Source organism: Paeniglutamicibacter quisquiliarum (assembly GCF_019084045.1).
Classification (GTDB): Bacteria; Actinomycetota; Actinomycetes; order Actinomycetales; family Micrococcaceae; genus Paeniglutamicibacter; species Paeniglutamicibacter quisquiliarum.
The window spans coordinates 150,628-169,945 of sequence record NZ_JAHRED010000003.1; the positions used below are offsets into that span (position 1 = coordinate 150,628).

The following is a 19,318-nucleotide window of genomic DNA, read 5'->3' on the forward strand; positions in this document are numbered from 1 at the left end:
ATTCAAATGGGCCGATTACTGTCCAAGTCGATTGAGCAGCTGCTCGTCGCGCCACGCGACACGGTCTTCCCAGCGATCCAGCGGCAGCATCTGGCGACGTTGAGAAGTTACCTCTGCGACCAAATCCGGGGTCCATTCCGACGTATCGCCTCGTTCTTGGCCCATCCGGCGATAGGTGGGGCCCATGTTCTTGGCGTGTGCCGAAATTCCGCCCCTGGTATTTAGGTCAACCGTTTCGAAGGGACCCATGAAGGTCCAACGGCGTCCCAGCCCGTCGCGTACCACGGTGTCCACATCATCGACGCTCGCGACTCCATCTCTGACCAGCGCATAGGCCTCTCGCAGGATCGCGCCCTGCAGCCGATTAAAGATGAACCCCTCACATTCCTTGTTCACCAGCACCGGCGACATCCCGGCGCCGGCGTAAATAGCGTGTGCTCGCTGCACAACCTCGGCACGGGTCTGTGGGCTGGGCACCAACTCAATGACCGGAATGGCAAATGGCGGGTTGCCCGGGTGCGCAACCAGTGCCCGGGACTCCACTCCAGTGCTACCCGCCGAAGTCGTCGTGGTCATGAACGATGATGAGGACGCCACTATGCACCGATCATCGGTAAGTTCGGCCAGCTGGGCAAACAATGGACGCTTGATGTCCTCACGCTCGGGAACACATTCCTGCACCAGGTCGGCACCGCTTACGGCATCGGAGATGTCTGCGATCACGCGCAACCGTTCCGAAATCGCTTCAACCGGCTCCTCGAGCAACCCGTAAGATTCCAGGGTTCGGAGCCGGGCTGTCAGTTCCCCGGGAATGGCCGAGCGGCGGGTCGGATCGGGATCGGTAATGGTCGTCGAGTATCCGGCGCGCGTGAATACCACCGCGAACCCGACGCCGATGGAACCGCCACCGATGATCGCGGTCTTCAGCGCTGGAAACTTCCTAGCCATGGTGTGCTCCTATGGTCATTCCGCCACAAACGTAGAGCGTCTGGCCAGTGACAAATCCCGAACGATCATCGAGTAGGTAACTCACCGCATGTGCAACATCCCGGGGGGTTCCCATCCGGCGCACGGGAACAGAGCCGACGATGGCCTGGGTTTCCGGGGAATCAGCGGGGTTGGCTTTGCTAAAGAGATCAGTGGCAATCGGTCCCGGACCAACCGCATTGGCAGTGATTCCATGGGCACCTTCTTCCAATGCCCAGGTTCGAGTCATTCCTTGCAAACCTGCCTTGGTAGCCGCGTAAGCCGTGCGCCGCTCTTTGCCAAGTGCCGCGCGTGACGACATGGCAACAATGCGGCCGAATCCCGCTTCCCGCATTCCCGGGAGCAATGCCTGTGCGCACAGGAAGGCACTACGCAGATTCAGCGCGACGGCAGCGTCAAACTCGTCCAGGGTCTGGTCTTCCAAGAGATTCGGGAACACCGCACCAACATTATTCACCAGGCGCGTGATCGGACCGTCCTGCAACGCCACCTCGAGTGCGCTTCTCGTGGATTGCGCGTCCGATAGGTCACAAGGAATGGCCCCGGTGCCCTCACGATCCAGAATAATTGGCTGATAGCCGTCTTCCACGCACCGCTGGGCAATTGCTGCCCCAATCCCATTGGCACCACCGGTGATTAACACGCGCCGTGGTGCAGCTTTTTCTCTTGACATCAATTCCTCACTGTCCGAAATTTATCCCTATCGGACGATTATTTCCAGAACGCTCTTGGCCGGCCCGCTGCATGCATCGCAAGTGCCCGGTGGCGCTGGCGATGACGAACTGACCGGCCAAGAGCAATTAGGCCCGAACCGACGGCGCTTCGGCCATGAGGCGCTGCGCATCTCGGCTGGGGTTCATGAAGATCATTGCGATGATCGCGCCAACGATCGACACGAGCCCAAAGACTTGGAAGGACTGCGCATAGCCTGCGGCTGCGGTGGCTGCACCATCCACAATCGCACCGGTGATCGGGGGAGCCACGATGCCGGCGACTGCTTGAAGCGCCAGGAACACCCCAAGCGCACCGGCCACCTGGTCGGGAGGGCAGATCTGTGAAATTGCGGCGTTGGTGATTGGTGTGACGATGCAACCAACGCCGTAAGCGGCCGACACCACCAAAACCACGGTCATCGGAACATGGATCATCGGCAGGACGACCATTGTTGCACCGCAGAGCAGCAAGCCGACGCCCGGGACGATACCCCGGACGATCTTGGAGCTCACCCCGCGCACCATCAACTTGTCCGTGATCGCGGTGCTGACAAACATTGCGATCAGGGCGGCGATGCTCGGAAAGCCAAACATCGCTCCTGCCTGCAAACGGGTGAAGCCCAAGCCGACCTCGAAATAGGATGGGAGCCAGGTCAAGACGACGGTGATCAGGCCGTACATCGGCACGGCCGCAGCCAGAGCGCCAAGAAAGGTCCGGCTCAAGAAGATCCTGCTCCACTTGACTGCCGGCTTTTTTGCCTTGCCCTCAAGCTTAATCGCGGTGTTCTTGATAGCCGCGTAGGGGCCCGGCTTCCACACGAAGTACCAGAGGACACACCACAGAACGCCCAGACCGGCCAGCGCCAGGAACGAATAATGCCAACCGAAGCGGGCAATGATCAGGGCAAGCAACGGAGCCATGGCGATCTTGGCGGTCGAATTTGCTGCCGAGATGAAGGCACTTGGCAGTCCTCGCTTCTCCACCGGGTGCCAAGTGTAGGTTGCCGACAATACCAGTGCCCCGGAAGGCCCTTCGGCAAAGCCCAAGATTGCTCGCGTGACCAGGAGGACCGTGAAGCTGCCGACAACCACCATGGGCAACATCATGGCCGCCCAGATCAATGCCAATCCGATGAGGGCCCACTTCAGGCTGAACAACTTGTTGATCGAGCCAGCGAAGAATCCTCCAATGGTGAATGCGAAGAAGAAAACGCTGGCGGTAAGGCCGATCTGGCTTGAGGTCAGACCCAGTTCTTCCTTCAGCGGCTGGGCAACCAGCCCCAGCAACAATTTGTCGCTGTAGTTGATGGTGTAAAGGGCCATGAGCACCATGGTTAGGCCCCATGCGGTAGCTCGCGACTCGGGATTCTTCCCGGGCAGGGTTCTCGGCGTCTTCGTGGTGACTTGCGATTGCTCCGGAGGGGATCCGTTCGTTACGTTTGACATTTTCTACTCCCGTTCGTGAATATGGTTGCCGTCGTTTGGTTGGGACAGGCGACGGGTGTTAAGGGTGAGTTGGTATTTTGGGTCCTTGGTGAATCTCAGAGTCGTTCCAGGACCATGGCCATGCCCTGGCCGCCGGCCGTGCACATGGTTTCCAATCCGAACTGCTGGTCCGTGGATTGCAGGCCATTGATGAGCGTGGCTGTGATCCGTGCACCGGTCATGCCGAAGGGATGACCCAACGCGATCGCACCTCCATGGACATTGAGCTTGTCTTCCTCGATGTCCAGGGCGCGGGCGCTGCCGATGACCTGCACCGCGAAGGCCTCATTGATTTCAACGAGGTCGATGTCGCGCATACTTAACCCGGCGTGGGCAAGTGCCTGCTTGGAGGCCTCGATGGGGCCCAAACCCATGATCTCCGCCGACAGGGCCGATACTCCCGTGGAAACAATGCGGGCCACGGGCTTGAGTCCCAGCGACTTCGCCTTGGCGCCGCTGAGGATGATCGCCGCGGCCGCACCGTCATTCAACGGGCAGGCATTGGCAGCGGTCACCGTCCCGTTCTCACGGAAGACCGGCTTCAGCCCGCTGACCGAATCGAGTGTCGTGCCAAACCGGGGGCCGTCATCCTTGGAGACAATCGTGCCATCGGGCAGCGTCAGCGGGGTGATCTCACGTTCGAAGAAGCCTGCCTTGATTGCTGCTTCGGCACGATTCTGGCTCAGTACCGCCCACTGGTCCTGCTCTTCTCGGCTGATGCGAAGATGCTGTGCGACATTTTCGGCCGTTTGTCCCATGGAGATATATGCGTCGGGTACGAATCCCAGTTCGTGAGGATCTTGCCAGATGCCATCACCGGTTGCCAACCGGGCCGTTCGTTCTGCAGCCTGGCTGAACCGCGGGTTCTTGGTGTCCGGCCATGCATCCGAGGTTCCTTTGCCGAACCGGGACACCCCTTCAACACCGGCGGAGATGAAGGCATCGCCCTCTCCCGCCTTGATGGCGTGGAAGGCCATGCGGCTGGTTTGCAACGATGAGGCGCAGTAGCGTTGCACTGTCGTGGCAGGAATCCAATCCAGCCCAAGGATCTCGGCGACGATGCGCCCCACGTTGAATCCGGTCTCTCCGCCGGGCTGGCCGCATCCCATCATCAAATCGTTGATCAGATGCGTATCTAGTTCCGGAACCTGGTCAAGGGCAGCTCGAACCATCTGCGCCGCCATCTCGTCGCCGCGCAAGCTTGCCAGCGAGCCCTTGTGGGCTCGCCCGATAGGGGAGCGGGCAATGGAGACGATTACTGCGTCGTTGTCCTTGATCGCACTCATGCTGGTTGTTCCGTCGTTTCCAGCTGCACACCGGGAATCAGGCTGATGAATTCGGCGATACACACCGGCTTGGCGATGCCGTCTGCTTCGAGACGCACTTCGAACTTCAGCTGGATCCCGGCTCGTACCGATTCAACTGACTTCAAAGTCGTAAAACCGCGCAACACCGAGTCCACCGGAACGGAAGCCGGGAATCGTACTCGGTCCAATCCGTAGTTCAGGCGGCTCTTTGCATCCGGAATGCTCAGCAGCTGCTGGTTCACGCCGGCGATCAAGGAGAGCACCAGGAACCCATGGGCAATGGTGGAGCCGGCGGGAGTTGCGGCGGCCTTTTCAGGGTCCGTGTGGATCCACTGCCAGTCGCCGGTCGCTTCGGCGAAGCGGTTGATCCTGTCCTGGGTAATGACCTCGTCGGACGACGGACCGAGTTCGACGCCTACTAAGTTGCGCAGCTCGGGGATGGCCACCGATGCCTGTTGCTGGGTGTTAATGGGGTTCATGATGCGAGTTCCTTTAGGTATTTCTTTGCAGTGAGCGGGCCTACTGCTTCGGCAACGAAGACGGTGCTTCCGGAGCTGGTTCGCGCCTCGAATGAGCAGTGAACGTGAACCGTATCGCCGTTGGTCACCCGATGCGCGGTGGGGATGATGGTGACCGTTTCCCCGGTGATGCTGCTGCCCACGATCTTCGCGGCAAGCTTGCCGGAGCTTAGCCATTGGCTTGGCGAGGAGAATCGCGTCATGGTTTGGGAGGCAAGTTCGAAGAGATACATGCCCTGCAGGATCGTGCCCCCGAATTGTTCGGTGGCAATCCGCGAGTCGGTGTGGATTGGCCCGTCGGTAGCGGTCACGCGCCCAAATTCGTCAAGCAGCGACTGCACCACGACAAACTCGACGGTTTCCACCTGCCTCTTCGGGCCGGCCTGGCCGGGGTTTGTCCCTGCAGTGAACAACCCGAAATCGAATGAACGGCTGGTCGAGGAGTCGGGCTCCTCGGTTTTCCCTGGAACCACGAAGCTCTTGAAGGCGGAGATGACGTGGTGGGAGCCGGTGAAGACGCGGCACTCCAGGGTGAAGTTCTTCCTTCCGCGGCGGACGCTCTTGTCGGCCACCAGGACCAGCACGGTTGCCGGCTGATCTACCAATGCGGGAGCATGGAATTCCACGGATTCCTTGGAATGCACGGTTCCCTGTGGGAGTTCGATAAAGTCCTTGACCGCATGCAGCGTGTCGTAGGCCAGGCTGGGCGCCGTCCCGTCGGTGTATACCTGCTGCTGCGGGTCGACGATGTGCGCGAACTCCCGTGTGTGCTCGGCGTCAAAGGTTGAGCGGAACACTCCGAGCGTTTCTCCGGTGACCATGCTGTCCCATGACAACTGAACTTTGGAAGACATTGGGGGTTACCTCCGGTAATGGTGGTTGGTTAGATCAGGTGATGGGGGGAGGGCAGGTCATTCTTGCGAATCTTGCCGGTTGCGGTCATCGGAAGTTCAGCCAGGAGGTGGACCCTTGGCACCTTGTAGGTAGCCATGGATTCCCGGGCCCAATCCTGAATCTGTTCCGCAGTGGCTTTTGATCCGGAATGCAGCTTCACGAACGCGTGAACACTCTGCCCGGTCTTCCCATCGAGATGTCCCACGACGGCGACCGCTTCGATGTCTGGGTTTCGTGACATCAAGACCTCTACCTCGCTGGGAAAGACGCTCATGCCGTTGACCTTGAGCATTTCCTTCTGGCGTCCCAGGTAGTGCAGTGCACCATCGGCGGAGAGCTTGCCGGTGTCTCCGGTGAATACCCAGCCGTCCCTGAGCACGGCGGCGTTTTTCCCGGCGACTTGCCAGTAACCCTTGAAATTCGAGGGGGAGCGCAGGACGATTTCGCCGGCTTCCCCGAGCGGTATCGGCTCTCCGGTTGCCGGATCGACGATGATGAAATCCGTGCCGGGCATGGGCAGGCCCACGAAGACCGGCTCACTGAGAAGATCAAAGTCGTCGACTTCGAGTCCCGTGGTAAACGTATTGGAAGTATGTGACTCGGTCATTCCGAAACTGGATTCCCGCAGCACGCTGTTGCCTCCGGTGGCGCCTTCCCACTGGCGACGAATGTCCATGGACAGCCGGCGGGAGAAGGACATGGCGCGCAGGTGACGCAGCGAGCCGAGCTGCCGGGCGCTGTCTTCGGAGTTTTCCAAGAGTTCGAGGAAACTTTCCACGACCCCGCTCATGGCGGTCACCCGGTACTTCTCGATGGCCTGCAGACCGGCGGTAACATCCCAGCGCGCCAACAGGACAATCGTTGCTCCGGCAAAGAGGGGTGCGAGGATGCCATTGTTCTCACCGGAGATCCAGAAGATCGGGGTGAATGCGATGACCGCCTCATGTTCCACAGCCTCGGGGCCAATCAATCCCCATGCGATGGCGCAGTTGTGTCCCGCTACCACCATGTTGCGTTGCGTGTGCATGCAACCCTTGGGCTCGCCGGTGGTCCCACCGGTATAGTTCAGTGCCGCAAGCCCGTCGGGATCCATCTCCACCGGGGTAAGCGTCTGTCCGGAAATGAGACCTTCCCAAACGTTCTCGGTTGACTCGCTGGTGGTGTCAGGCTCAAGGAACTTGGGCAGTCGAATGGTTGGTTCATTCGGGACGAGGTCCTGAATATTGATCGGTGCGATGTGCCGTACGGTGGTCATATCCGCTGCACTTACAACGTTCATGAGGTAATTGGGAGCAACAAGGATACTAATGGCCGCGTCGTTGGCCTCGTACTCTAGTTCGCTGCGCTTGAACATCGGGTTGATCGGAACGTGAACGGCTCCGGCCTTGAGCGTTCCCAGCATGAGAACTATGAATTGCGGGCAATTGGGCAGGAATAGTCCGACCCGGTCACCGGGACGAACCTTATGGCGTTGCAACCATCCGGCAAAGCTGTCGCTCCACTGGTCGAGTTGGGCGTAGGTGATGTTGGTGCCGTAGAACTGGATGGCCGTGCGATCCGAGTAGTCGCGTGCGTTGCGCCGGAATATCTCGATGAATGTTTGGCCCTCGAGCTCCTGCGGGAAATCCCGAGGGATGTGAGTCGGCCAGATCGCTTCCTGGAGCTGACGGATTTCCCTAAGTTGTGCCTCGACCCGGAGGATCCACTGCTGGTCGTTAGATGTGGCGCCCACCGGCAACCTCCACAACGATTCCGGTGATGTAGCTGCTCAAATCAGAGCCGAGGAAAAGGGCGGCGTTGGCGATGTCGCGTGGATCGCCGGCACGGCCCAACGGGATTTCCTTCTCGCGGGCGGCAAAGATGTCTGCGGGCATTGCTGCGGTCATCGCCGTCTTAATCAGGCCCGGCTGGATCGCATTGACGCGTACGCCCTTGAACCCAACTTCCTTTGCTGCGGACTTGGTAAGACCGACGATACCTGCCTTGGCTGCGGCGTAGTTGGTCTGGCCGATGTTTCCGACCTTTCCGGACATCGAGGACATATTCACGATGGAACCGTGACCCTGCTCTCGCATGATGTCGGAGGCTGCCTTGGTGCCAAGCCAGCATCCAAGCAGGTGGACCTGAATGACTTGGTTGAACTGTTCCATGCTCATCTTGCGCATGGTGGCATCGCGGGTGATACCTGCGTTGTTAACCATGACGTCCAGTGAGCCGAATTCGGTAACTGCACAGTTTACAAGTGCTCGAACGTCTTCCTCGTTGGTGACGTCACAGCCGATCGCCTTGGCCTGGAAGCCTGCATCGTTGAGTTCTTGAGCGGCTTTCTGTGCGCCTTCTATATTGACGTCCGAGACGACAACCTTGGCTCCCTGCTCGGCAAATACCTGACTGATTTCGCGGCCAATACCTTGGCTGGCACCCGTAACAACCGCAACTTTTCCATCGAGCATTTTCATGGATTCTCCTGATTTGTGGCTTTGACTAGAGATGGACGCGACTGAGATCTAGAACTCAGTCGGTGGTGACTGAAGCCACACCATCACTCGTTGTTTATACAATATATGATATTCGAAATTTGGCAACACCTTGCTAGGGAAGGTGCGGTCGGCCCTTTTCTGGCAATCCAGGTTGCCCAAGCTTGCGGGACTCGTTCCTTGGTAAGCGTGGTGGCCGCGCTAGGATATTAGATATGTCTTATAGGAAATTGTCGTGAGCCAGTCCATGCCGTCGGGGATTCTTCAGCCTAAGCAGCTCAGTAACCACATTGCGGAGCGCATTCGCGCCGACATTCTCGGAGGCGTGAGACATCCTGGCGAGTTTTTGCGCCTTGATGAGGTTGCCCAGCAGCTCGGCGTAAGTGTTACTCCGGTCCGTGAGGCGCTCATGGGCCTTAGTGTCGAGGGGTTTGTTCGACATGCGGAGCGACGTGGCTTCATTGTGTCTGCGTTGAAGCGCGGAGACCTGGAGGATCTCTACACGCTGCTTGCGGAAGTGTCCGGACGCCTGACCGAGCGTGCGGCTTCAGCTGCGACGCCCCACGATCTTGAACAGCTAGAGATCGTTCACAATCGAATGATCCGAGCCGCCGAGCTTGAGGATTTCGAAAATGTCGAACGGGCGAACGACGAATTTCACCGAATAATCAACAGGGCGGCGGACTCGGCCAAATTGGCGTGGATTCTCCTGAGCATCCTTAAGTACGTCCCAACGCGCTTTTATGCCAACATTACTGGCCTGACGAACATGCTTATCGAGCAACATGGCAACATCCTCGAAGCGATCAAAGGCCAAGATCCCAAGGCTGCCTATGAGGCCATGTATGAGCACGAGAAGCTTGCCATGCGGGAAGTCATTGAGAATCTCGAGCGCCGGGGAATCTTCGAATTGGAACCACAGGAATAGCGATTCCGGCTCCCCCTGGCCCCCCGCCCGCAGAATCATATAAAGTATATGAAGATGCCTCGTTGGATTCGCCCGCGGCAACCGTAACCAGAAATTGGGTCCCACTATGCATGCGACAGAGTATGAGGTCCGCGTTCCTGTTCGATGGTCGGACCAGGACATTAACGGGCACGTCAACAATGCCACCATCGTCACGCTGATCGAGGAATCTCGCATCCAGTGGTTGAACAGGGACGCCGAAGCCCAAGGGCTCGTGTTGTTCGCGGGCCCCAAAGTGGTTGTTTCCCTCAATGTGGACTACACAAATTCGGTAACCTCAAAGACCGATCTGAGCGTATCAATCTCAACCGAAAAAATCGGTGAGACGTCATTCACGTTGCGTTACCGCGGCATGCAAAATGGTCTCGAGGTATTCCGCGCCCGCACCGTCCTAGTCGCGCTGGACCCGGAAACGCAGAAGCCACGACCGATCTCCGCAGGCGAAGCCGCGTACCTTCAATCACGGCTTGTTCCGGCTGGCTGACAGCCCGTTCTGCGGGGCATCTAAACGCCAGCCGTTTCAAGTTCGAGTTCCCTCGGTGAATCTTTGGGCCGGAATGCGGGCAACGTATCGAACCGCTGACTAGGCTCCCAGATCTGGAACGCACGGCCGGAGGCTAGCCAAAGATCAAAGCTGAATTACCCAACTGCCTCATGGGATCTCCGCAAAAGTCCAGAGGCCTTCGGTCGCACCGACAGTCGAGCGTGATCGCGTGAGGCATCCCGGCGAACCGGGCAGCTCAATCAGCGTGACGTTTTCCAGAGGATGTTTTCTGGGGTGTGGTCGACGAAGTAGGCCAGCCTTCGGGGGCCTTGATGGGCGGAATGCTGGCAGTCAGTGTTCACCTGCGCCGGAAAGCCCGTAGATGCGGGTCCTGCCCCAAGGGAGGAGCCGCTCGCGCGAGTTTCCGTTGCCTGCGATGCGGGTTCGCCAGTCGCGGGCGTCCGTTGAAGCGAAAGGCTCGCCAGCTCGCCCCTCGACATCGAAGGAGCCGGGGCGGGGCTGACGGAATTCGGCCATGGTTACGATTCATTGACTTGACGTTTCTGATCTCCGCATTCGCGGACATGCTGGTGAGCCCGCTTGTTCGCCTTGCCGGCGGAGCGCTGGCGCTTCCCTGGATTGCACTACTTGCGTTTTCAGTACCTTGAATCCGTTCAGGGTGTTCGGCTTTCCGTGTGATGTGGGGCTTGCTGGCCTACGAAACCGGGCGAGCCAAGCCCGGAATCTGCACGATGAGGAAGTAGATCGGCCCCGGCGGTCGCGAAGTCAATCGCCGGCTCGATCATATTGGCCGCGGACCTGATCGATGGCATCGCGTTGGCGCCGGTGCATTTGAGCGTGCGGCGTCATGGTTTCTGGCGTTGAACCACCCCCATCAGGAGGGGCAGAGCGGCCGTTCGGCAGGTGCGGAACCACCGCATCCGCATGGTGGGATCCAACTACCACATGAAGCATGACACGGATCACAGTCACTGCTATGGTCGGAACATGTCCATGGGAGACACCTACAGATGGTCGTTAACCACCGGGAGTGTTTCTGACCGGGCGGCTGGCGGTTCCGGACACAGCGGGTTTGCCGGTCCATTCAATGGAAACGACAGGGAGTCACAGCTGTGAACAACAAGACGGCCGGCCTGCAACACGGAGGCTGCAGCCGAGCGCAGCAAACTCCCGCGAACTTTTTGACTGTTTTGTGAACCAACCACATGGATGATCGGAAAATGTCGGAGGACCTCATGGGTGGAACGATCGCTTGGCCGAAAGGGCAGATTGCCCACGGAGCCTAAGCTGGCCTGCGCACAGCGAGCCAGCTGACCCGGACTCCGGCTCCTGACGCTGATACGCAGGCCGCTTTGTTGGGTGCCCATTATCGATCGTTCGTACACAGGGCTTTCCGCTCGGCGGGAAGCAGGAGGAAGCGGCATGACCGCCAAACCAACCACAGAATCCCAGTGCTTGATCACCGTTAACGGAACGGTGCGGGAATTTACCGGACCAACGCATACCAACGCCCTGGACTTCCTTCGCGGTGAAGGACTTACCTCCTGCAAGGAAGGCTGCGCCGAGGGCGAATGCGGGGCCTGTTCCATCCTGGTGGCCCGAGCAGACGGAGATGCCACACGCTGGACCGCACTAAACGCCTGTCTTCTGCCCGCCGTGGCCCTCGACGGGCAGGAAGTGATTACGGCCGAGGGGTTGGGGGACCGCACCGACCTGCATCCGGTCCAGCAACAGATGGTCGAGCACGGTGGATCCCAATGCGGGTACTGCACCCCGGGATTCGTCTGCAGCATGGCCGCCGAATACTACCGTCCGGAACGAGCTGCCCCCGCAGGCACCCCGCCGGACGAAGAAGACGCAGCCGACCACCACTGTGGGCCAAATGGGTTCGACCTGCATGCGCTTTCAGGCAACCTGTGCCGGTGCACCGGGTACCGGCCCATTCGTGATGCCGCCTTCGCACTCGGCACGCCGGCGGCGGACGATGCGCTCGCTGCCCGCCGCTACCGGCCAGCGCCGGCCGTGGTGAACACAGACCTGTCTCGCGCCGATACCCCTGCAGGCCAGCTCGGCCGTTACCGGAGGCCCGGAACCCTGCAGGAGGCCCTGCGGATCCTGTCCGAGGAACCCGAGGTGCTGCCGCTCGCCGGTGGAACCGACTGGGGCGTGGAGGTCAACATCAAGGGGGCACGGGCCCGTTCCCTGCTGGCCATCGACCGGCTGAGCGAACTGCGGCAACTGGATGTCACGGACACGCATCTTGAGATCGGGGCGGCCTGCACGCTCAGTGAACTGGAGCGTGGACTGCAAGGGCGGATCCCCCTGCTGGACAAGCTCTTTGGCCAATTCGCTTCCCGGCTCATCCGCAACAGCGCGACCATCGGCGGGAACCTGGGCACCGGTTCACCCATCGGCGACACTCCTCCGGCCTTGTTGGCCCTGGAAGCCGAGCTGGTGCTCAGCTCGGTGGCGGACCAGCGGATGGTGCCATTGGCCGACTACTTCACCGGCTACCGGCAAACGGTCCGCCGGCCCGGCGAGCTGATCAGCGCCATCCGCATCCCGCTGCCGCTGTCCAAACTGACGTCCTTCCAAAAAATCTCCAAGCGCCGCTTTGACGACATCTCCAGCGTGGCCATCGGCTATGCGCTCGCCGTCGAGGGCGGCATCATCACCAAGGCGCGGATCGGCCTGGGCGGCGTGGCGGCCACCCCGTTGCGCGCGACCGCCACCGAAATGGTGCTCGAAGGCCGGGCCTGGGAGCTGGAAACGATCCGCGCCGCGGCACGGGTGATGGGCGAGGAAGGTACCCCGATGGATGACCACCGGGCCAGCGCCGAATACCGGAAGGCCATGCTTGCCTCCTCGCTGGAACGGTTCTTCGCCGCACAACTGCAAGAGACCGGCCGGTTGACGGGAGAAGGCAAATGAGCCAGCTGTCCCAACGTCCCGAGCGGCCAATCGTCGGGGAGTGGCATCCGCATGAATCCGCCGTGGACCATGCCACCGGAAGCGCCTTGTACACCGATGACCTGGATCGGCGGTTGGTCGGGGTGCTGCATGCCTACCCGGTGCAGTCGACGCAGGCGCACGCAAAAATCCTGGATGTGGGTATCGACGGGGCCTACCGGGTTCCCGGCGTGGTCCGGGTGATCACGGCAGCGGACATCCCCGGGGTCAATGACCAAGGTGCCAAACACGATGAACCGATGCTGCCGGTGGACGAGGTCATGTTCTACGGCCAGCCCGTGGTGTGGGTTCTCGGTGAGGACCTGGAAACAGCCAAGGCCGGGGCAGCCGCCGTTGAGGTGGACTACGAACCGCTCGACTCGTTGATCACCCTGCAGGACGCGATCGCCGCGCAAAGCTTCCACGGAATCCAGCCGGTGATCGACAAGGGCGACAGCCATGCCGCATTCGGGGACGCCGCGCGGGTGTTTGAGGGGGAGTTCGAGTTCGCCGGGCAGGAACACTTCTACCTGGAGACCCAGAACTCGCTGGCCATGATGGATGAAATCGGCCAGGTGATGATCCATTCATCCACCCAACACCCCACCGAAGCCCAGGACATCGTCTCCCACATACTGGGAATCCCCGCGCACCGGGTCACCGTCCAGGTGCTGCGCATGGGCGGCGCCTTCGGCGGCAAGGAAATGCAGTCGCATGGGTTTGCCGCGGTGGCGGCCCTCGGGGCCATGCTCACCGGGCGGCCGGTGCGGGTGCGGCTGGACCGGACGGTGGATATCACCATGACCGGCAAACGCCACGGTTTTCATGCCAGCTGGAAAGCCGGTTTTGACGAGGAAGGCAGGATCCTGGGCCTGGATGCGACGCTGACCGCTGACGGCGGGTGGAGCCTGGATTTGTCCGAGCCGGTGCTGACCCGGGCGCTGTGCCACATTGACAATGCCTACTGGATACCGAACATCCGGGTTCACGGCCGGGTCGCCAAATGCCACAAGACCTCGCAAACGGCGTTCCGCGGCTTCGGGGGACCACAGGGCATGCTGGTCATGGAGGACATCCTGGGACGGGTGGCCCCGCAACTCGGGATAAGCGCCAGGGAACTGCGGCGCCGGAATTTCTACGTCCAGGGGCAGGACACCCCGTACTACCAGCCGGTGCGCCATCCCGAACGGATGGAGGCCGCCTGGCAGCAGCTGCTGGAGGGTGCGCAGATCGAACGTCGCGAAGCAGAGATTGGCCACTTCAACGAGAGCCATGAGCATGCAAAGCGGGCCTTGGCCCTGACCCCGGTGAAATTCGGGATCTCCTTCAACCTCACCGCCTTCAACCAGGCCGGCGCCCTGGTGCTGGTCTACAAGGACGGTTCGGTGCTGGTGAACCACGGTGGCACCGAAATGGGGCAGGGGCTGCACACCAAGATACTGCAGGTGGCAGCCACCACCCTCGGAGTCACCCTCGATACCGTGCGGATCGCACCGACTCGTACCGACAAGGTTCCGAACACCTCGGCCACGGCGGCCAGCTCGGGCAGCGACCTGAACGGCGGGGCAGTAAAGGATGCGTGCGAGCAGATCCGTGAACGACTCGCCCAGGTGGCGGCCGTCAAGCTGGGTGTTCCAGCGCACGAGATCCGGTTCAGTCGCGGTACCGTCTCCAGCCTCGGCGGACGTGAATCCATCACGTGGCAGGAACTGGTAAACACCGCGTACTTCCAGCGGGTCCAGCTGTCCGCCGCGGGCTTTTACCGGACCGAGGGACTGCACTGGGACCTGGACATCATGAAGGGGGAACCGTTCAAGTACTTCGCCTATGGGGCGGCGGCCAGTGAAGTGGAGATCAGCCGTTTCGACGGTTCATACACCCTGCGCCGGGTGGACGTGGTGCATGACGTGGGGGATTCGCTCTCCCCGCTGATCGACCTGGGACAGATCGAAGGCGGATTCGTGCAGGGGGCGGGGTGGTTGACCCTGGAGGACCTGCGCTGGGACACCAGCGACCGGCCCGCCAGGGGGCGGCTGGCGACCCAGAGCGCCAGCACCTACAAGATCCCGAGCCTGTCGGAAATGCCCGAAGTCTTCAACGTCTCGCTACTGGACAAGGCCCATGAAGAGGGCGCGGTCTACGGTTCCAAGGCGGTAGGCGAGCCCCCACTGATGTTGTCCCTTTCTGTGCGCGAGGCATTGCGCCAAGCCATCGCGGAATTTGCCCCGTCCGGAACCAGTGTGGAGCTGGCTTCGCCTGCCACGCCCGAAGCGGTGTTCTGGGCGGTCCAGGCGGCCCGCGAGCACAGCGAAATGATCAGCGGACGATCCTCATGACCTGGATTGATGCGGTGACGCGGCTTCGGGCACGTCGCGCCCCGGCGGTGTTGATCACCGTGGTCCAAGTACGCGGGCATGCACCGCGTGAAGCCGGAACCAAGATGGTTGCCACCAGTGACGAGCTTTTTGAAACCATCGGTGGCGGCAACCTGGAGATGATCGCGGTGACACGGGCACGGCAAATGCTCACCGAGTCGCTGCACGTGCCCGAAACCATGACCTTGCGGCTGAATGACAAGGCTCCTGCGACCTACGGTCGACAATGCTGTGGAGGAGAAGTGACGATCTTGCTTGAACCACTGGCCGTGCCCCCGGCGGTGGCGGTCTTTGGCGTTGGCCATGTGGGTCTTGAACTCGCCCGCATCCTTTCGCGGCAGGACATTGAACTGTATTTGAGCGATTCCCGCGAGGAAAACCTGCGGGGCCTGCAAGCTCTTGAACCGGCGGTGGCGCGCATTCATCCGAAACTGGCCGTCATTGGTGAAGAAGTGCTCAGTCGGTTGCCCAGTGGAACCCATGTGCTGATCATGACCCATGACCACGCGGAGGATTTCCACCTCTGTGATGCTGCGTTGCGGCATCCGAGTCTTGGCTCGATCGGCCTGATCGGGTCCAACGCCAAATGGCAGCGATTCCGCAAGAATCTTGCGGAAAGCGGACATGAGGCAGCCGTGATTGGAAGGATAGACTGCCCCATCGGAGACCCGGAGGTGGTGGGCAAGGACCCTGCCACGATTGCGGTCAGCGTAGCAGCCGTCCTTCTCAAACGCATGAACAAGGTCAGCGCCGTCAAGGTCTGATCACCAGCCGTTCGGCCCAGTGGATGTGGGGGCCGTATGCGGCAATGTCCCCTAATCCGCCTCGGGTTGTTCCCCGAGGAGGAAATGGCGCCCGGAGATGCTGGTGGCCTCGATCTTGACCCAGGCATGCTTCTGCGTGGGGGTCCAGGGGGAGACGCCTGAACTGCGCGCTTCCTCGATCTCTGCGCTGGTCTGCAACTGGTGCGCGTTTCCGTGCACCACTACCGACCAGGCCTCGTCGGAGAGGATGCCGTCGGCCTCGAACGCAACCGCATCGTGCACCGTCAGAGCGGCGAGCTTTTCGCCCGGTGCCGTGCGCAGATAGATGGTCCGATCCAGCAAGCCGAAGTTCAGCGGGAATATGTCGACGGTGCTGCCCACTGCCGTGGCCAGGCGGCCGTGGCCGGTGCGCTCGAGGAGGCTCCAGGCCTGATCCTCGGTGAGCACCAGCACTGGTTGATCTGTCTCGTGGTCAAACATCATGGGCTCATTCTTCTACGGAACGTAGAATAATGCCAGTGTTATCGGGCCTGGTCTTTTTCACGCAGTGGCGGCGAGTCATCCTTTCGATCCACCGCATGCCCCCGGCTCATGAAAGACTGGACATCATGGTCAAGGAAACAGGATCCGAACGTGCCCGGCATATTGCAGCACGCTTCGAGGATCGCCTTTACGAGCTTCGCGCGGAGCGCGCCCGCGAACGTGGCATGGTTCCCACGGTCCTGCCCTACACCGGCTACGGCTTGTCGGATCCGGAGAACGGCTGGGTGCGCATCTTCGCCCGCGTGGTGTTGGCAAAGCCCGGTGCCTTCGATGCCGGGCGCCACCTGGCGAAGGTCATCGCCGACGGGGTGCGCGGCTGGCGCAACTTCATGGCCCCGATCGTGCCGCACGGCGAGGTCGAGGTGCACATCAACGGCGAGCGCTTCGCGGTCCAGGCCGACCGCGGGGGAGTGCTCGATGTCCGGGTGGCCGCCTCGCTGGAACCGGGGTGGAACGAGATCAGCCTGCATACCGAGGGCGGGGCCGCCGTCACCGCGCCGATCATGGTCGTTGACGGGGCGCAGGAATTCGGGGTGCTCTCGGATGTGGACGACACGGTCGTGGTCACCGCGCTGCCGCGCCCGCTGCTGGCGGCCTGGAACTCCTTCGTGCTCTCCGAGCACGCCCGCCTGGCCACCCCGGGGATGCCGGTGATGATGGAGCGGCTGATGCGCGACAAGCCCGGCGCCCCCACCTTCTACCTCTCCACCGGGGCCTGGAACGTGGCCCAGACCCTCACCCGCTTCCTCTCGCGCAACCTCTACCCGCAGGGCCCCCTGCTGCTCACCGACTGGGGCGCGACCGAGCGCAGCTGGTTCCGCTCGGGCATGCAGCACAAGGCCGACCAGTTGCGGCGCCTCGCCGCCGAGTTCCCGAACATGAAGTGGCTGCTGATCGGCGACGACGGACAGCACGATCCGTACCTCTACGCCGAATTCGCCAGGCGCTACCCGCACCATGTCGAAGCCATCGTCATCCGCCAGCTGACGCCCTCCGAGGCGGTGCTGGCCGGCGGGCGCAGCCAGGGGATCCTGAACTCCACACCCGGGGTGCCATGGGTCTACGAGCCGGACGGGGCGCGCATTGCCCAGAAGCTGGAGGCGCTGGGCATCATCTGCCCCGATGACCAGGCAAGGATCGACTGAATGCCCGAACAGAAGATCCGCGTCGAGGTCCCCATGCGCTGGGGGGACATGGACGCGTACGGCCACATCAACAACGTGAACCTGGTTCGCATGATGGAAGAGGCACGCATTGCCGGGTTCGGGGTGCCCGGCGGCACCGGAAAGCCCGGCATCATGCCCCAGGTCGACCTGTTCTCGACGGTCCCGGAGAACACGCAGATCCTGGTCGTCGAGCACCGGGTCCGCTACCTCAAGCCGCTGGACTACCGCAACGTCCCGGCCCACGTGGATTTGTGGATCAGCACCATCAAGGGCGCGAGCTTCGACATCAGCTACGAGTTCCACGATCCCGTGGACGGCGGGGTGTGCGTGCGCGCCGCCACGACCCTGGCATTCTTTTCCGTCGACGAACAGCGCCTGTTGCGCCTGAGCCCGGGCAACAAGGAAGCGCTGGCGCGCTACGCCGCCGATCCGATCTTTCGCTAGGACAGCTGCAGGTCGGCCGTGAGGGACTCGAAGTCCCGGGCCAGTGCCTCGTCGCGCTCGAAGTTGCAGGCCGACAGCGGTTCGGTGCTGAACGAGAAGTAGCGCAACCCGGCGCTGTGCCGCGGGTCCGCGGGAAGCGCGATCGCGCTGTTGTGGAAATTGACCCGCCCCAGCGACAGACCGGGGGCCGGCTGCGGCGCAACGCGCAGCAGGTGGGAAATCTCCGGCAGGTCGTGGGCGAACACCTGGTGGTGCGTCCCGCCGGCAAAGACGTGCAGCGTCAGTCCGTGGGCCATCGACATCGCGACCTCGACGTCCGCGGGGGCCCACAGCGTGGGGCGGGACATGAGGCTCCTGATGGCGCGGGGGTTGGTGCGGTGCCCGGAGTGGAACGAGGTACAGGTGTCGGTGGAACGTGACTGATTGCGCAAGGGGCGGCGCCTTTCGTGTGCTCTTGTCCCCAGGGCAGCGGCTGCTGCCAGGACCGCTTCGTCATCCGAACCACCCGTGAAGCATGGGGTTGGTGCGCGCGCCGGGTCGGAGCCCAAGTCTGGCGTGCATCTCGTGAAGCTGGATTCATCGTACCAAATCACCGGCGACGATTTAGAGTGAATGAATGAGACTCATCTTGATCCGCCACGGGCAGACCGCCTCGAACGTGGCACAGGCCCTGGACACCGCGGCCCCCGGCGCCCCGCTGGATGAGACGGGCCTGGCCCAGGTTCGGGAACTCGTGAAGCGGCTCGGTGCTGAGGATGTCGACGCGGTTTTCTCCTCGCCGTTGCTGCGCGCCAAGATGACTGCCACGCCCCTGGCCGAGTCGCGCGGCCTGATCATGGCCGAGCATGCGGGATTGAGCGAGATCTCCGCCGGGGAACTGGAAATGCGCAACGACCCCGAGGCCCAGCTGGCCTACCGCGACGTTTTTTTCCGCTGGCTCTCCGGCGACCTGGCAGCCAAGGTTGCAGGCGGCGAAGATGCACACACCGCGCTGGAGCGCTTCAACGTGGTCATCGAGCAGGCCCGCGCCGCGGGGACCGGGAAGCTCGTGGTGGTCAGCCACGCAGCCATGCTGGTGACCTGGCTTGCGTCCAGGAGCACCAACTTCGACCCCGGCTTGCTGCGTCCGACGCCCCTGGCCAACACCGGCGTGGTGACGCTGGATGCGGCAGCCAAATCCCGCTGGACCATGCGCAGTTGGCAGGACCGGCACCTGGACTAGAA

Annotated in this window: 18 protein-coding genes and 1 riboswitch; of the genes, 8 read left to right on the plus strand and 10 right to left on the minus strand. The window is 61.7% G+C overall.

Going from position 1 to position 19,318, the window contains the following annotated elements; genetic code table 11:
* Positions 1–15: 15 nt before the first annotated feature.
* The 8 genes from KRR55_RS07355 to fabG all read right to left on the minus strand — a co-directional run bounded on the left by KRR55_RS07355 (position 16) and on the right by fabG (position 8,363).
* Positions 16–948 carry a 3-hydroxyacyl-CoA dehydrogenase gene (locus KRR55_RS07355; RefSeq protein ID WP_217388427.1) on the minus strand — a complete coding sequence of 311 codons (933 nt, stop codon included), beginning with the start codon at positions 946–948 and terminating at the stop codon, positions 16–18.
* Positions 941–1,660 carry an SDR family NAD(P)-dependent oxidoreductase gene (locus KRR55_RS07360; protein ID WP_217388428.1) on the minus strand — a complete coding sequence of 240 codons (720 nt, stop codon included), beginning with the start codon at positions 1,658–1,660 and terminating at the stop codon, positions 941–943. The genes KRR55_RS07355 and KRR55_RS07360 overlap by 8 nt, the downstream gene beginning before the upstream one ends.
* A gap of 127 nt (positions 1,661–1,787) precedes the next feature.
* The gene (locus KRR55_RS07365; RefSeq protein WP_254455955.1) at positions 1,788–3,023 is read right to left on the minus strand and encodes an MFS transporter; all 1,236 of its coding nucleotides are present in this window, start codon (positions 3,021–3,023) and stop codon (positions 1,788–1,790) included.
* Positions 3,024–3,241: 218 nt separating this feature from the next.
* On the minus strand, positions 3,242–4,471 hold the full coding sequence (locus KRR55_RS07370; protein ID WP_217388430.1) for an acetyl-CoA C-acetyltransferase: 1,230 nt from the start codon (positions 4,469–4,471) through the stop codon (positions 3,242–3,244).
* Positions 4,468–4,971 (minus strand): MaoC family dehydratase, encoded by a 504-nt coding sequence (locus KRR55_RS07375; protein WP_217388431.1) that lies wholly within the window; start codon positions 4,969–4,971, stop codon positions 4,468–4,470. Before KRR55_RS07375 ends, KRR55_RS07370 begins: the two co-directional genes overlap by 4 nt.
* Positions 4,968–5,864, minus strand: a complete 897-nt coding sequence (locus KRR55_RS07380; RefSeq protein WP_217388432.1) for a hypothetical protein — start codon at positions 5,862–5,864, stop codon at positions 4,968–4,970. Before KRR55_RS07380 ends, KRR55_RS07375 begins: the two co-directional genes overlap by 4 nt.
* Positions 5,865–5,893: 29 nt before the next feature.
* Positions 5,894–7,636: an AMP-binding protein gene (locus KRR55_RS07385; protein WP_217388433.1), complete on the minus strand. Its 1,743-nt coding sequence runs from the start codon at positions 7,634–7,636 to the stop codon at positions 5,894–5,896.
* Positions 7,620–8,363 carry a 3-oxoacyl-ACP reductase FabG gene (fabG, locus tag KRR55_RS07390; protein WP_217388434.1) on the minus strand — a complete coding sequence of 248 codons (744 nt, stop codon included), beginning with the start codon at positions 8,361–8,363 and terminating at the stop codon, positions 7,620–7,622. The genes KRR55_RS07385 and fabG overlap by 17 nt, the downstream gene beginning before the upstream one ends.
* Positions 8,364–8,616: 253 nt before the next feature.
* On the opposite strand from fabG, the gene KRR55_RS07395 reads away from it, so the two are divergent.
* The 5 genes from KRR55_RS07395 (at position 8,617) to xdhC (ending at position 15,941) form a co-directional block, all read left to right on the plus strand.
* The gene (locus KRR55_RS07395; protein ID WP_217388435.1) at positions 8,617–9,309 is read left to right on the plus strand and encodes a GntR family transcriptional regulator; all 693 of its coding nucleotides are present in this window, start codon (positions 8,617–8,619) and stop codon (positions 9,307–9,309) included.
* Between the two features lie 106 nt (positions 9,310–9,415).
* Positions 9,416–9,832, plus strand: coding sequence for an acyl-CoA thioesterase (locus tag KRR55_RS07400; RefSeq protein WP_217388436.1), 417 nt, complete (start codon positions 9,416–9,418; stop codon positions 9,830–9,832).
* 1,443 nt (positions 9,833–11,275) lie between these two features.
* On the plus strand, positions 11,276–12,784 hold the full coding sequence (locus KRR55_RS07405; RefSeq protein WP_217388437.1) for a xanthine dehydrogenase small subunit: 1,509 nt from the start codon (positions 11,276–11,278) through the stop codon (positions 12,782–12,784).
* On the plus strand, positions 12,781–15,138 hold the full coding sequence (gene xdhB, locus KRR55_RS07410) for a xanthine dehydrogenase molybdopterin binding subunit (protein ID WP_217388438.1): 2,358 nt from the start codon (positions 12,781–12,783) through the stop codon (positions 15,136–15,138). The genes KRR55_RS07405 and xdhB overlap by 4 nt, the downstream gene beginning before the upstream one ends.
* Entirely contained in the window at positions 15,135–15,941 is an 807-nt protein-coding gene (xdhC, locus tag KRR55_RS07415) for a xanthine dehydrogenase accessory protein XdhC (RefSeq protein WP_217388439.1), read from the plus strand. Before xdhB ends, xdhC begins: the two co-directional genes overlap by 4 nt.
* A gap of 51 nt (positions 15,942–15,992) precedes the next feature.
* On the opposite strand, the gene KRR55_RS07420 is transcribed toward xdhC, so the two are convergent.
* Positions 15,993–16,424, minus strand: coding sequence for a pyridoxamine 5'-phosphate oxidase family protein (locus KRR55_RS07420; protein WP_217388440.1), 432 nt, complete (start codon positions 16,422–16,424; stop codon positions 15,993–15,995).
* A 125-nt stretch (positions 16,425–16,549) separates the two neighbouring features.
* Between KRR55_RS07420 and KRR55_RS07425 the strand changes: the two genes are divergently transcribed.
* Entirely contained in the window at positions 16,550–17,629 is a 1,080-nt protein-coding gene (locus KRR55_RS07425; protein WP_217388441.1) for an App1 family protein, read from the plus strand.
* The gene (locus tag KRR55_RS07430) at positions 17,630–18,094 is read left to right on the plus strand and encodes an acyl-CoA thioesterase (RefSeq protein ID WP_217388442.1); all 465 of its coding nucleotides are present in this window, start codon (positions 17,630–17,632) and stop codon (positions 18,092–18,094) included.
* On the opposite strand, the gene KRR55_RS07435 is transcribed toward KRR55_RS07430, so the two are convergent.
* A complete protein-coding gene (locus KRR55_RS07435; RefSeq protein WP_217388443.1) occupies positions 18,091–18,525 on the minus strand; it encodes a hypothetical protein in 435 nt (144 codons plus the stop codon). The genes KRR55_RS07430 and KRR55_RS07435 overlap by 4 nt on opposite strands.
* Before the next feature lie 14 nt (positions 18,526–18,539).
* Positions 18,540–18,664, minus strand: a riboswitch (SAM riboswitch).
* A gap of 46 nt (positions 18,665–18,710) precedes the next feature.
* Between KRR55_RS07435 and KRR55_RS07440 the strand changes: the two genes are divergently transcribed.
* The gene (locus KRR55_RS07440; protein WP_217388444.1) at positions 18,711–19,316 is read left to right on the plus strand and encodes a histidine phosphatase family protein; all 606 of its coding nucleotides are present in this window, start codon (positions 18,711–18,713) and stop codon (positions 19,314–19,316) included.
* Positions 19,317–19,318 lie beyond the last annotated feature (2 nt).

Coding starts and splice junctions, on each gene's coding strand:
- KRR55_RS07380 (WP_217388432.1), bottom strand. CDS start 5,864: ATGTCTTCCAAAGTTCAGTTGTCATGGGACAGCATGGTCACCGGAGAA.
- KRR55_RS07370 (WP_217388430.1), bottom strand. CDS start 4,471: ATGAGTGCGATCAAGGACAACGACGCAGTAATCGTCTCCATTGCCCGC.
- KRR55_RS07425 (WP_217388441.1), top strand. CDS start 16,550: ATGGTCAAGGAAACAGGATCCGAACGTGCCCGGCATATTGCAGCACGC.
- KRR55_RS07420 (WP_217388440.1), bottom strand. CDS start 16,424: ATGATGTTTGACCACGAGACAGATCAACCAGTGCTGGTGCTCACCGAG.
- KRR55_RS07405 (WP_217388437.1), top strand. CDS start 11,276: ATGACCGCCAAACCAACCACAGAATCCCAGTGCTTGATCACCGTTAAC.
- KRR55_RS07375 (WP_217388431.1), bottom strand. CDS start 4,971: ATGAACCCCATTAACACCCAGCAACAGGCATCGGTGGCCATCCCCGAG.
- xdhC (WP_217388439.1), top strand. CDS start 15,135: ATGACCTGGATTGATGCGGTGACGCGGCTTCGGGCACGTCGCGCCCCG.
- KRR55_RS07430 (WP_217388442.1), top strand. CDS start 17,630: ATGCCCGAACAGAAGATCCGCGTCGAGGTCCCCATGCGCTGGGGGGAC.
- KRR55_RS07400 (WP_217388436.1), top strand. CDS start 9,416: ATGCATGCGACAGAGTATGAGGTCCGCGTTCCTGTTCGATGGTCGGAC.
- fabG (WP_217388434.1), bottom strand. CDS start 8,363: ATGAAAATGCTCGATGGAAAAGTTGCGGTTGTTACGGGTGCCAGCCAA.
- KRR55_RS07365 (WP_254455955.1), bottom strand. CDS start 3,023: ATGGCCCTTTACACCATCAACTACAGCGACAAATTGTTGCTGGGGCTG.
- KRR55_RS07355 (WP_217388427.1), bottom strand. CDS start 948: ATGGCTAGGAAGTTTCCAGCGCTGAAGACCGCGATCATCGGTGGCGGT.
- KRR55_RS07440 (WP_217388444.1), top strand. CDS start 18,711: ATGAGACTCATCTTGATCCGCCACGGGCAGACCGCCTCGAACGTGGCA.
- KRR55_RS07360 (WP_217388428.1), bottom strand. CDS start 1,660: ATGTCAAGAGAAAAAGCTGCACCACGGCGCGTGTTAATCACCGGTGGT.
- xdhB (WP_217388438.1), top strand. CDS start 12,781: ATGAGCCAGCTGTCCCAACGTCCCGAGCGGCCAATCGTCGGGGAGTGG.